The 12,316-nt window shown below is 32.9% G+C and carries 10 protein-coding genes and 4 pseudogenes; 6 read left to right on the forward strand and 8 right to left on the reverse strand.

Annotated elements, in window-relative coordinates:
* Nucleotides 1–662 precede the first annotated feature (662 nt).
* The 5 genes and pseudogenes from adeT1 (at nucleotide 663) to AC056_RS07535 (ending at nucleotide 4,537) form a co-directional block, all read left to right on the forward strand.
* On the forward strand, nucleotides 663–1,658 hold the full coding sequence (gene adeT1, locus AC056_RS07515; protein ID WP_077163217.1) for a putative multidrug efflux protein AdeT1: 996 nt from the start codon (nucleotides 663–665) through the stop codon (nucleotides 1,656–1,658).
* Nucleotides 1,659–1,978: 320 nt separating this feature from the next.
* Complete coding sequence (locus AC056_RS07520) at nucleotides 1,979–2,716, forward strand: hypothetical protein (protein ID WP_077163218.1); 738 nt, start codon at nucleotides 1,979–1,981, stop codon at nucleotides 2,714–2,716.
* A 189-nt stretch (nucleotides 2,717–2,905) separates the two neighbouring features.
* Nucleotides 2,906–3,781: pseudogene (locus tag AC056_RS07525) on the forward strand (alpha/beta hydrolase family protein).
* A 13-nt stretch (nucleotides 3,782–3,794) separates the two neighbouring features.
* Nucleotides 3,795–4,052, forward strand: a pseudogene (locus AC056_RS07530) (hypothetical protein); the annotation flags it as partial.
* Nucleotides 4,049–4,537: a hypothetical protein gene (locus AC056_RS07535; RefSeq protein ID WP_077163220.1), complete on the forward strand. Its 489-nt coding sequence runs from the start codon at nucleotides 4,049–4,051 to the stop codon at nucleotides 4,535–4,537. The pseudogene AC056_RS07530 and the gene AC056_RS07535, both read left to right, overlap by 4 nt.
* Before the next feature lie 55 nt (nucleotides 4,538–4,592).
* On the opposite strand, the pseudogene AC056_RS20070 reads toward AC056_RS07535, so the two are convergent.
* From AC056_RS20070 to AC056_RS07575, 8 genes and pseudogenes are all read right to left on the reverse strand, one after another.
* A pseudogene (locus AC056_RS20070) lies at nucleotides 4,593–4,697 on the reverse strand (TetR family transcriptional regulator); the annotation flags it as partial.
* 1 nt (nucleotide 4,698) lies between these two features.
* Nucleotides 4,699–5,226 (reverse strand): annotated as a pseudogene (locus AC056_RS07540) (GNAT family N-acetyltransferase).
* A 306-nt stretch (nucleotides 5,227–5,532) separates the two neighbouring features.
* The gene (locus AC056_RS07545) at nucleotides 5,533–6,348 is read right to left on the reverse strand and encodes a hypothetical protein (RefSeq protein ID WP_077163221.1); all 816 of its coding nucleotides are present in this window, start codon (nucleotides 6,346–6,348) and stop codon (nucleotides 5,533–5,535) included.
* The gene (locus AC056_RS07550) at nucleotides 6,348–7,433 is read right to left on the reverse strand and encodes an AAA family ATPase (RefSeq protein ID WP_077163222.1); all 1,086 of its coding nucleotides are present in this window, start codon (nucleotides 7,431–7,433) and stop codon (nucleotides 6,348–6,350) included. Before AC056_RS07550 ends, AC056_RS07545 begins: the two co-directional genes overlap by 1 nt.
* Nucleotides 7,430–8,458, reverse strand: a complete 1,029-nt coding sequence (locus tag AC056_RS07555) for a hypothetical protein (RefSeq protein WP_077163223.1) — start codon at nucleotides 8,456–8,458, stop codon at nucleotides 7,430–7,432. Before AC056_RS07555 ends, AC056_RS07550 begins: the two co-directional genes overlap by 4 nt.
* A gap of 150 nt (nucleotides 8,459–8,608) precedes the next feature.
* Nucleotides 8,609–9,172 carry a TetR/AcrR family transcriptional regulator gene (locus tag AC056_RS07560; RefSeq protein ID WP_077163224.1) on the reverse strand — a complete coding sequence of 188 codons (564 nt, stop codon included), beginning with the start codon at nucleotides 9,170–9,172 and terminating at the stop codon, nucleotides 8,609–8,611.
* Nucleotides 9,173–9,898: 726 nt separating this feature from the next.
* Entirely contained in the window at nucleotides 9,899–10,207 is a 309-nt protein-coding gene (locus tag AC056_RS07570) for a helix-turn-helix domain-containing protein (RefSeq protein WP_077163225.1), read from the reverse strand.
* Nucleotides 10,204–11,535 carry a type II toxin-antitoxin system HipA family toxin gene (locus tag AC056_RS07575; RefSeq protein ID WP_077163226.1) on the reverse strand — a complete coding sequence of 444 codons (1,332 nt, stop codon included), beginning with the start codon at nucleotides 11,533–11,535 and terminating at the stop codon, nucleotides 10,204–10,206. The genes AC056_RS07570 and AC056_RS07575 overlap by 4 nt, the downstream gene beginning before the upstream one ends.
* Nucleotides 11,536–11,828: 293 nt before the next feature.
* Here AC056_RS07575 and AC056_RS07580 point away from each other — a divergent pair, with 293 nt between their 5' ends.
* Nucleotides 11,829–12,269 carry an HD domain-containing protein gene (locus AC056_RS07580; RefSeq protein WP_077163227.1) on the forward strand — a complete coding sequence of 147 codons (441 nt, stop codon included), beginning with the start codon at nucleotides 11,829–11,831 and terminating at the stop codon, nucleotides 12,267–12,269.
* Nucleotides 12,270–12,316 lie beyond the last annotated feature (47 nt).

The following is a 12,316-nucleotide window of genomic DNA, read 5'->3' on the forward strand; positions in this document are numbered from 1 at the left end:
AAACACTTCGTATAATGTATATTATGTTAAATAAGATATGTAGAAATCTACCTATATAAGACTCTGGCTACTATGCGTTGCTACTACGCCGTTTATTCTTTGCTGTGGTCAATTATTAAGCTTGCATCACTGTCTGCTGGGCTTTATTAACACTCTTAATTACTTTGGCATAACCCTACTTCTAGTTTTAGCCAGAATAATTCTCAAAGCAGCCTTCTATAAAATGTAATTACACTTTTATGTTTGCCCTAGCGAGCTAAGCGACTCACTACATCCTAAATTTAGGATTTGCATTTGTGGTTACTGGCTATCTACAGATTATTTTGCTAAATCGCCTTTTGGTCCCTAAAGTTATTAATTTGCTTAGGCTAAATTGCAATACACAGAATATTTTCTATCTTATTGAAATTTATATAAATATTTTTTAAAACCCTATTTACATGCTCTTAAAAACTGATATAGTACATGTGTGCAGCTATTCCTTGAATTCAGCCTACTTGTAGATCTTAAATTCTCTAAACAATAGCTAAATCACAAAAAAATAAGATCCAACTCAAAGTGTCTTTTGACCTTTTCTTTTTAAATTTTTATTGAGGTGTCATATCTAATCTAACCAAGATTCATACAATAATTTTTATAATTTGAATAATGGATAATTAAATATGGATCGTTTGAAAGTTATTTTATTTATTACAAGTACCTGTTTAACCACAACTCTTTATGCCAAACAACAAGTCGTCTGTGTGTTTGACCCAATTGGTAAATCTGGAGAGGCTTTTGCTTTAGCAAAGGATTATGCGCTTGAAGCAAAAAATTGGGGAGCTGATCTATCTTTAAAAGCATATGTTGATGAACGTGTTGCGGCTGAAGACTTAAAAGCTGGGAAATGTGATGGCGCTATTATTAGCGGTTTACGTGGCCGCCAGTTTAATAAATATACAGGGTCTTTAGATGCTGTTGGCGCATTAACAAATATGAAAACAGCAATTAATGCCTATAAGCTGTTGTCTTCACCAATGGCCGCAAAAAACATGGTTGTGGGTCCTTACGAAATTGCAGGTTTAGGGACTATTGGCCCTGCATATTTATTTGTAAACGATAGAAGTATAAATACACTTGCTAAAGCTGCCGGCAAGAAAATTGGGGTATTTAAATACGACGAAGCCCAACCAAAGCTTGTGCAACAGGTTGGCGGTCAGGCTGTATCGGTAGACGTGACCAACGCTGGCGCAAAGTTTAATAACCATGAAATTGATATTGTGCCCGCTCCTATTGTGGCGTTTAAACCTTTTGAGCTATACAAAGGTTTAGGTGAAAAAGGAGCTATCGTTCGTTTTCCTTTAACGCAAATTTCAGCAAACTTCATTATTCGTAAAGACCACTTTCCAGCAGGTTTTGGGCAAAAGTCTCGAACTTGGGTAGCCAGCCAACTAAACAGAACGTTTGGCGTTATTGCTAAATATGAAAGTGATATTCCTTCAAAATACTGGATGGATATTCCTAAAAATGAACAATTAAACTATATGAAAATGATGCGCGAAGCACGTATACAGCTAACCAAAGCAGGTATTTACGACCCTAAAATGATGAATTTTCTTAAGAAAGTAAGATGTAAAGAAAACCCAAGTAATTTTGAATGTGCGTTAAATGATGAATGAAGACTCAAAAAATATGTGCACATCTAGTGTTGAAGTATTTATATACGTGTTAATTTAAGTTGTTTAATACTGTGGAAACAAACTAAAATTAGATAATTTAATAATATTAAAAATATAATTAATATTATATTTATTTAAATAATAAAGGATGCCATAATAAAAATAGCAACTCTCTTTACTATTTTAGTTTGTTCAGCTCTATTAACTTATATTGCAGATCTAACTTTCAATTATAAAGAACCTAAGGACTACAACAAGTCGATTGCTTATCTTTACTTTGAATAAAAAATTAAAAATCTACTAATCAGGAGCATAACAATATGGAATTCAATTTAATCAAAAGCCCAAAATTGCTTGTAATAAGCTTGGCTTTATCAACTAATCTTACTTTAGCTCAAACTAACACTGATACAACTCCTAGTTTTAAAACTAATAAATTAGCATTAAACTTAGATGGTTCAAGACATGCATATCACCCAAACAATGAGGGGTTATTACCCAACCTAGTTGGAGGTATAAATCAAGAAGAAGCTACAAAAAATAGATTTACGAAAAATAGAGGTTATGGAATTGCAAAAAAGGAAACTAAAGAAAAAGGGTTATATGAAGGCTATATCCAGCCTAATGGGTACTTTGTATCTCAGACTCCCCCATATTATAAAAATAAACCTGAAAGTAATCCTGAACGCTACGCTGATGCCGAAACAATTCCATACATCACATTGAGTCCAGCGTGGAAAGCCAAAGGAATTAAAAATTGTGACATTGCTTATGTCGAAAATTTGGATAATGGCAAGAAAAGTGCAGCTATTTTTACTGATTACAGGAATAACGACAAAAATTTAGAAATTTCACTTGCTCTTGCAAAGCGACTTGAAATTCCAGTGCATACAAAAAAATATAGTTCCTACGATAAAAAGAAAATAGTTACAAAGTACGTGGGTATTAATAACAATAACCTCAAAATATACTATTTTTTAAATAGTGGAAATGGTAATGGTAAAACGGCTGAAGAAATACAGCAGCTAGGAGAAAAGCTAATGAAAATAAAAAAATAAGGAGCTAGGTTGTTTTGAAACAACCACTTATTAAATTGGCAGAGAAAACTATAATTAATTTTTTAAGTCTTTTCGAACACGGATGTTATTGGAATATCCGTGTTTATTTAATTAAGAAATTTATATATTGATTTTAAATTTCAATAGTTAGAGAATCACTCACAATCATAAATAACTATAAGAGTTCTCATGCTTCCTAATAAGAAAAAGAATATAGCCCTTTGCTACATTCTTCCTTTGATTTTAGTTGTTGGCTTCTATGCCTTTTTCCGTGTATCTATTCTTCCTTATATTTATACCAAGCAAGCACAGCATCAACTTTTAACAGCAGATAATCAAACAACTGAGATTTATTGGAAAGAACCAGCCCTCTTAGCCGATAAAAAGTATCCAGCAATTATCTTTTTACATGGCATTCAGAAAGACAAACAAGGTGCTAAAGCCTTTGTACGCTCAGGCTTGTTAAGTGAATATGCTAAAAAGAACTTTTTCAGTTTTGCTGTATCTATGAATGGATATGGTGAGTCAACTGGGAAATCAGACTTTTGTGGTAAAGCCTCACAAAATAATCTTGTACAAGCTATTAATTTTGCTCGATCGCAACCTCATGTTGATCCAAACAAAGTTGCAGTCGTTGGAATTAGTTGTGGTGCTTCCATAGCGAATGTTGTGGCAAATTCTGGAAAGATAAATGCTTTAATTCTGGTCTCTGGGTTTTATGATTTTAAAGGTATGTATGCCCAGTGGAATTCTAACGCTAGAACACTACCGTCAAATGTAATGAATGAGATAAATGAATCTATTGCTACAGATAAAAATATAGAAATGGCATCTGCTGCTAGATCATCGCTACCAATTTCGTCTCATTATCCACCTACTCTTATATTAGTTGACAGCAAAGACCCAATTGTTGACCCAATGCAAAGCATTTAACTACATCAAGTTCTTGATAATAAAGGCATTCCAAACACTTTGGAACTTATTCAAGATGCCACCCATCCAGTACCTACTAATGTATGGAAAACCAAAGCCGATATATTTTTAGAAAATACTTTGGGAAATTAAGTGATAAATGAGTTTGTCTGTAGATACCTTTAAGGCTCGTATGGCAATTGCTAAACAAAACTTTGGTGAAATAATAGATTTGGCATTATCTAATGCAAGTAAGCCTGTTCTTGCAGCTAATGCTTTAGCAACGTTTACCAACAATGGACCATATGGTATTAACGAATATATGTACAAAAATGTATTTGGTCGTCCTTACGATCAAGCAACTGTTTCGTTATATATTCAGAATTACCACTACTCTCCACCTAATAACCGCTTCTCAATATGAAAATTACATTAATACCAACACTTTTACTTTCCTGCTTATTCCTGACTTCTTGTAAAGCTTCAACAGATAAAGAAGACATTGATAACTATGTGAAAGTAGACCTTAAAAATTATGCTACTGACAATTATAGATTGATCATTGAAGCAAATAAGAATGTGAACAATGAGCCTGCTTTGAAAAACTCTTTGTTCAACAATTCCTATGTTAAGTTAGAAACAGCACGGAGCCTTTTAAATGATGAGTATCCAGATTGGGTTCAAGGCTTAGATAAAAACGGTTATGACTATGGTGACCTCAACACAATATGTTGGATGACTGTATTCATGGAAAATTACGTGAACAAAGTTGAAGGAACATACAAAAGCCAGCTTAAAAATGAAACAGTGAATGATGTTCACAATCTTTATGATGAAAGAAAGAAAATCATTAAGTTACGCGACAGTAAAGATAAAACTGCCCGAAACTTTGTAGAAGTATGTGAATAGATCATTATTAAAAAAGCCCTAAATTTTTAGGACTTTTTAGTGCTTTAACAAAAATCGAAGCATCTGACTTAAGCACTCTAAGTTGGCTATATATTTCGTTAGTAAGTTATGTTCTATATCTCACGGCAGTTGAATAGACGTTTGAATAGTTATGTCTAGTTTTAAACAAGCTTTTTATAATAAATCGCTGTTCCGTCGTAGTTCCCATTTGAACTTAATGCAAAACTTGGAATAACACCCACACGAGCAAATCCAATTTTGCTATATAACAGCTCGGAGACATCGCCTTCACGTGTATCTAAGACGAGTAAACGTAAATCCTTTTCTCGTGAAAAATTTTCTAGTTCATCCATTAGTAATGTTGCTATTCCTTGTTTTCTTGCAGATGTAAGCACCATAAGTTTTTCAACCTCGGCTCTATGAACGCCGTTCCTTTTACCCACTAAGGATAATTGAACACTACCTACAATTTTTCCTTGTTGAATGGCAATCCATAGACAGCTATTACCTTGTGCTAATTTATGGTTGACCTCACGCCAATAATTTAAGACCTCGTTCATTTCTATCGGAGGTAGAAAACCTATAGAAGCTCCGTTATTGATAGAATCTTCTAACAATAGCGATAAGCCTTATTCATAATTGCGAATTTCTTTTATTTCTAAAACACTAGCATTGTTTAGAAATGTAATGGATTTTGTAGGTTTCAATCATACATATTTTAAATAGACCATACGTTTGTCAGAAAAAATTTTAATTAATTTAGAATTAATTTCTGACATAACAGCCCCCTGTATGCTAGTAAGCAAATATGTTCAAAATATTATAGTTAACCCCATACTGTGTAGTACTTTAATCTTTCTGGAATAGCAATTAAATAAAATTGAACCATTAAGATATTCCACTTATTAGAATATTGAACTACATGATGCAATGAGTAAAATTTGTTACAACATTAAATCAGTAGCGCAATATAAAAATTTAATGATAAACCCTTTTCATAATAAAAATTGATAACCAACATTATTATAAGGAGGCATACCAAATACTCTTTTTATCTTATTTAGGATAGGATTGTTAGCACTATCACTTATAGGATATCCATGATAAAGGCCACATTGATGAGAGGGGAATTCGTACCATTTATCATTGTAAAATGCATAAACAAAGCGATCACCTAAAACTTGAATTCCATTTTCAAGACATTGTTGTGCTGTGCTATTATCTAAATCCATCTTAGTAATCTGTTCCCCACCTACTATCTTATCTCTTTTAATCTCATGTTTGGGATTAGATTCATAAATTCTAAAAATTGTGTCACAGCAGCTTTCAGATGAAAGATTTAGTATCGCCATTTTTTTATCATTTTCAATTTCTAAGGAAAAATATGGAATATTATCATATTCTAATTTAGGCGCTGAAATTACAGCATTTATAGATTTATTTCTTTTAGATAAATCAGCATGTAAAGATGTGAATTTAACCACCTCCCCACAAATACTTTTAATATTTTCATAATCCTCATTAAATAAAGTAGTATCAATGAATGGGCCTTGCATTAATGTTAAAAATAATGTTACCAAGCTCGTTTTCTGTGGATCTGAACTAGCAATAGTTTTTGCAAAAAAATCACTTATAGTCATATTCCCACTTATCGGTCTATCTTTAAGTGTTCTTGTACGTTGAATAGGTGAATTACCATTTAATCTTTTTGATTTTGAAATAACTTTAGAAATATTAGTAATACATTCTATTATTTCACTTTCATCTTTAAATTGTCCTTTAAAAGAAAGATCATTAATATAGATTTCCATTAGAACAACCTCATCAAATCTTTATTTATTTGATCAAAAAAACCTGTATCTAAGGCAGACAAATTACCATCATTATCTATCGTAATTTCTTTTACATTTCTTTTATCATGATTATCAACCGTAACTGAATTTATTATAATTCCATTTTCGTTAAATTTAGACTCTTTTGCAAAAACTCTTATACCATTAATAATATGATCACTATGTGTTTCAATGATAACTTGAACACCAGTTTTAGATAGTTCACATAATATTTTAATTAAGTTTGATTGAGCGCTAGGATGCAAGTGGACTTCAGGATTTTCAACTATTAATATTCCACCTGGTTTAATAAGAGATGCACTTATAATAATTGGAAGAACATAGCTTACTCCAAAACCTACATTAATTGGCCTAATATTTTCAGAACCAGACAAATACATATTATAGACTCTATCAATCTCTCCAGCTTCGATTACATTCATTGAAAAACTTGGACAAACTTTTCTCATTGCCTCTCGAACTAAGGCATCTGTAAATATTACCTCGTCATTATTATCCGATGTAAATAAATGTTCACATATTTTTTTTGCAAAAATTTGATTATTAGCTGGCTTATCTTGATATGTAAAAAAAGCGGAAAGCGCATATTGACCAAATATACCTATATTAAGTTTTTCATTATTATTCATGATTTCAAAGCTAGATCGAGGACCAAACCTTTCAGCACATAAATAAATAAAATCATTTGAAAATAAGTTATATAAATTATCAAAATTAGAACTTATCTCATTAACAACACATGTTTTCACATCTAATTTATCGGCTATTAATTTTAATTGAAAATTATTAATATCAATTATTATTTCATTATCAATTGGGTTGTGTGAAAGTAAATCCTTTAACTTCCCAAAGCTAAATAATTCACCGTCAACATTAAAAAACATATTTTTAATGTTATTTAAATTTTGTTTGACACTTAAAATAGCTTGTATAGCTGTTGATTTCCCAGCGGAATTAGACCCACAAAATGCAGTTAATGGTGCTAATTCAAAATCTTGTTGAGAAAAACATTTAAAGTTTTTTAAAAAAATGTATTCTATCATTTTTGAATCTCTGAAATTAAATCATACACAGTTTTTATCTTTTTAAAATTAAGACTTCTATTACTATGTGTTATTTGTCTAAATATATAATCAATAATGCTCACACTATCCTCAGTATCATTATTTGAAAAACTTCTACCAATACTTTCAATGTTTAATCTTCTAACATCAAACATAGAATTTACATATTTTTTTAAAAAACTTATTTCAACATTTAAACGTTCAGAATCAACTTCGAGCATAAATGTCAATTTATTAATTGCACTATTTAAGTTATCAATAGATTGTATTTCGATATTTTCAAAGCTACTATAATCTGAAATATGACTTCTTGAATATGAGTAACTTTCCATTGAAATTGTTTGATTTTCAATTATATTATTAGTTAAATAAATAATAAGTAAACAATAAGTTACATCTGTTTGTAATTTTAATTTTTGATATTTACTTATTCGTTTATATTCTGAATTATTTATTACGATTTTTTCATAAACATAATCTGAAAGTCTAAAAATTTCTTCAGAACCAATTTTAAATACTATATTTCTTGCTATCTGAGAGGCTGTAGATCTATATTTATCTTTATTAATATTTTCAACAAATAAACATTTTAATAATGGGTTTGAGTCAAATGCAATAACATTGAATGATAAATCCATTTCTAAAAAATGTCTTCGCTCTGCGTACCCCAAAAATGAAAATCCCAACCCATTTAAATGAGTTAATACATTTAATTGTGTTAATACAAATTTTTCCCTTACAAAATCAACGATACTTATTACTAAATCGAAACCTGATAATAATTGAGTTTTGCCCAGCCTATTTTGTTCAGACCATATAACATCTATAGGTAAACCTAAGATTAATGATTCAATTATCTGTGATTTTTTTACAGTAGTTAAAGCTGGCAATGAACCGTAAAAAGGGGTAACTTCAAGACGACCGATTTCAACCATCTCAAGAATGTGAACTGTACTGAGGATACGTCTTTCTTGTTGGACACGAGAAGAACTGAATTTCATCATCTTGTTACATGAGCCTTTGTAAATAGCTTAACTTTCATGGAATGATATAGTTGCGAATTGAATTATAGTCTAAATATCGAAGTTGCCAATGATTGAGACTTAATTATTACTGGAAAAATCTTATCTGATTTTTTTTTACTCAGAAAGTTATCAGAAAACTCCACCCCACCCCATCCCCCTCAAAAACACCTCCAACACCCTTTCATCAATTTCATCCGAACTTAAACGCTGAATGATTGCACCATCAATCATATATAAAAAGAGTTTGGCATCGGTAAAGGAAACATCGGAGTTAAGTGTTCTAAGCTGGCTATATATTTCATTGGTGAGCCATGTTCTATATCTCACGGCGGTTATGTACGCATTTGGGTAGTTATTTTTCGTTTCAAATATGGCTTTAAATAACAGGTAATACATCCCGTCTGGGTCTGCGTGTAAGTCATAGAGCTTTTTGATTTTATCGGCTGCGCTGGTGTTGTGGTCGTATTCGACCATAGAAACTACTTTTTCTTGGAGACGTTCTTTTTGTACGACTAGGCAAATATCAATAAAGCGTTCTTTAGAGTGAAAGTAGCGATAAAACGTCATTTTGGTTATTTCGGACTCGCTCGCAAGTCTGTCTATACCGACCAAATGAAAACCGTGGTAATGGAACAGCTCAATTGCTTTATTTACGACGTTAAAAGCACGTGTTGGGAGAGTTAAATTTTGCATATTTTTACCGTTATAAAAAATTATTGTTGTATATAAATGAGATATAAATGCCTTCCACTTTTCTAAAGGTGAAAAAAAGGCGTGGCAAAGCCGTAAAGACTGTGCCGAGCACATCTCAAGTTTTAGTTGTTGATGAAAGTTTTAAGTAATAACGAGCTAAAGCCTTAAAAAGCCTTACGGCGATCAAGCTGCGTTAAATGTTTTAAGCTGTGTTGTTATAGCTTTTGGCAATGGGTGCCAAGAAATTATGGATGCGCAAAGCCAACTCCTTATTATATGGAGTTCTGCCAAAGCATAAAATTTATGGTGGCAGAACGGAAGAGGGTTCGCAGACTGGTTAAGACATCCAGCACACCCGAGGGTGTCCCTCTCCCGTCCTACCGCTACGGGAGGAGACTGGGAGTTTTCGCACAAAACTATTCCTCAGAAGAAATAATCCTGATGCGGTCTTAATACGGTCTGCGACGACCGTCTGGCAATGTAGGCCAGCCCGCAAATGGTAATCTTCAATATTTGAGGTGTCAATGTGAAATTGGTTAGAAATTATTTAAATAGTTATTATTTTTCATTTAATTAGATAATTAAGGAAACTCTTAAGTAATATTTACAATCATCTTTTATATCATTAAGTTAAAGTTTAAAATTTTAAAAAGTTATAGGCCAAATAAGCTCAAAACTGTTTTTATAACGTTCATGAGCTTACCCTAACGCATATTCATTAGGTACCTAATCGCTTGGCTTTATAATTTTACTCACAATATGCTCATGTGTAGGCACAAGCCCTGCTTTTAAACCAAGTGGCTTAAATACTTTATCTAACACAGACTGAGTCAGTTTACCTTTATCCTGTTCAATATCTGTTAAAGTTCGACGACTTATACCCACCAAAGTTGCATATTGCTCTTGCGACAAACCCAACACATTTTTGCGTAAATACGAGAGCAGTTGTCCTAGCGTAATCTCACTCAACAAATATTGTTTATATAAATCGATAAGAACTTGCTGGCGGTCTTGGGTTTGATTTTTTATATTCATAGCAGTTCCCATCTTTTTAATTTAGCTTCTATGTAATCAAATGATAGTGCAGGCATTTCAATAATTTGTTTTGGTACACCTTTGTCAACTAGTCGTTGTCTTAAGCCAAGTAGATTATTTGCCAGAGTCTTTAATGTTGCTAGCGATACGGCAGGATCACACCAAGTAGCAAGTTTTTGAGTAATTTGCGCCCAACGGTATTCACCACCTTCTTCGTATGGACTTCCCCAAGTCGTTGATCTGGTCACAACTTCCGGATCGGCTTTCATAGGTGCAAAGTCATAAATAGGCGAAAGATAAATTTTTCCAGATTTTTTTAGGAATGAGGTATTACGACCGTGGTTATCTGAGTTACCAAAAATGATATTGAGTAAATCTCGTTGTAACCACTCACAAACAAATTGTGAAGCATCAAAATCTGAATCAATGCTTGTGAGTAATCTACATAGCTCTTCAATGACTTCAAAATGATTAAGATGACTGCCTGAAGATTTATTGAGTACCGAATACACAGATTCTAGACCATGACGATGCCAACTTTGATCACGCCACTCTGTGTCAAACCTTGGTAGCCATAAAGATGGATATTTTGTACCTTCAATGAGCTGCATTTGGGTTGTTTCTATCGTATTGAAACCTAACTCATTGAGTATTTGATAATAGTAATATTCAGCTCTGAGAATGTCACAATCAATCTCACTACGTTTATTTCGCGGAAATTTAACTAAATAATGCTGATCTGGCTGATTAAATTGTTGTTGGTAGGTATCAATCCAGACTTGTTGTTCTGGTGAAACACGAATAAGTAACTTGGGAGCTTCACCTCCTGCACCAGTTGCACCACCACTAATAGCTCCCATTTGTTGAGCATATTCCAGAAAATCAATATTACGCTCAGCCACATCCTCCTTAGAAAAATAACGTAAATGTAAGGTTGATTCTGGGTTTAGAGGAGGCAATGCTTCCTTAATTCGTAAATTACCAACGGGTGCCATGCCCCCTTTTTCTAACAGAATACTTTCTTGCTCTGCATGGGTTAAACGTTGTAAATCTAGATAGTTCACCCAATAACGGCGTGCGGCTCCAGATGGCACAATGTCATCTAAAAAGCCAAACCATGTGTTCGATTCATGTTTTATAAGAATTTGTACAGGAAGCGATAAACTACAGGCGTGCTCATCTCGTCTGTCTGAATATTGAATGGCATAATTCAATTCATACTCTAGTTCACTGGCACTCGCCGAACCCAGCTTAGGCTTTAACAGTTTTAACTCTGCTATATCTATCCAGTTTTTATTTAGTAAAGCTTGTATTGTTAATTTTTTCATTCGTGTAAATGAGCAATTATTTTCTCAAAAATACTATAAAAATGATTTTTTGTGAATATATTTGCGCAATTTGATTTATTTTAGATAAGTTTGAGCAAATTTTTGCGCATTAAAATTTTTAAATAGCAATAACTTATTTATTCTTTGGCATACGTTGAATATCACGTTGCGGAGGCTCTCCAAACAAACCAGAGTATTCACAACAAAGTAGCTATTCAGTATAAAATTATGACCTAAGCGACCAATCTCACCCATTAGGGTGCGCCATATACTTAAAGTGATAAGAGCAAAAAATGACTCAAAATCAAGTTGAACTCGCAGAGACATTGTCAAAAGAATCTCATCAAGGTCAAAAGTATGGCCCTCATGATTACTTTGAGTACCATATTAAAGGTGTGGTCAATTCACTAATTGAACATCAATTTTCAGAAATCTACATTATTACCGCCCTTCTACACGATAGTGTTGAAGACACGCCTCTTACGCTAGACAAAATCGAAAGCTTATTTGGAAAAGAAATCCGCGATGCCGTCGATGCATTAACTAAACGAGAAGATGAAACACGCGAAGAATACTTACTCCGTTGTGGTTTAAATCCAATTGCGCGAGTGGTGAAACTCCATGATGCAGCCTTTAATGCGCATAACTCACATAAGGACAATAATCACTCACGTGTCGATTATTACCTTCAAACCATGTTAGCTGTTTCAACGGCGCAAGATAGGTTGGGCTAAAGGGTCAAATTCGCTAGGTTTATTAAATCAAAAACGTTTTATCTTGA

The sequence above is a fragment of the Acinetobacter genomosp. 33YU genome, from assembly GCF_001990725.1.
Taxonomy (GTDB): Bacteria; Pseudomonadota; Gammaproteobacteria; order Pseudomonadales; family Moraxellaceae; genus Acinetobacter; species Acinetobacter seifertii.

Bases quoted from the DNA above. Each gene is read 5' to 3' on its own strand.
- AC056_RS07575 (WP_077163226.1), bottom strand. From the start codon at position 11,535: ATGAAAAAATTAACAATACAAGCTTTACTAAATAAAAACTGGATAGAT.
- AC056_RS07555 (WP_077163223.1), bottom strand. From the start codon at position 8,458: ATGATGAAATTCAGTTCTTCTCGTGTCCAACAAGAAAGACGTATCCTC.
- AC056_RS07560 (WP_077163224.1), bottom strand. From the start codon at position 9,172: ATGCAAAATTTAACTCTCCCAACACGTGCTTTTAACGTCGTAAATAAA.
- AC056_RS07570 (WP_077163225.1), bottom strand. From the start codon at position 10,207: ATGAATATAAAAAATCAAACCCAAGACCGCCAGCAAGTTCTTATCGAT.
- AC056_RS07580 (WP_077163227.1), top strand. From the start codon at position 11,829: ATGACTCAAAATCAAGTTGAACTCGCAGAGACATTGTCAAAAGAATCT.
- AC056_RS07550 (WP_077163222.1), bottom strand. From the start codon at position 7,433: ATGATAGAATACATTTTTTTAAAAAACTTTAAATGTTTTTCTCAACAA.
- AC056_RS07535 (WP_077163220.1), top strand. From the start codon at position 4,049: ATGAAAATTACATTAATACCAACACTTTTACTTTCCTGCTTATTCCTG.
- AC056_RS07545 (WP_077163221.1), bottom strand. From the start codon at position 6,348: ATGGAAATCTATATTAATGATCTTTCTTTTAAAGGACAATTTAAAGAT.
- AC056_RS07520 (WP_077163218.1), top strand. From the start codon at position 1,979: ATGGAATTCAATTTAATCAAAAGCCCAAAATTGCTTGTAATAAGCTTG.
- adeT1 (WP_077163217.1), top strand. From the start codon at position 663: ATGGATCGTTTGAAAGTTATTTTATTTATTACAAGTACCTGTTTAACC.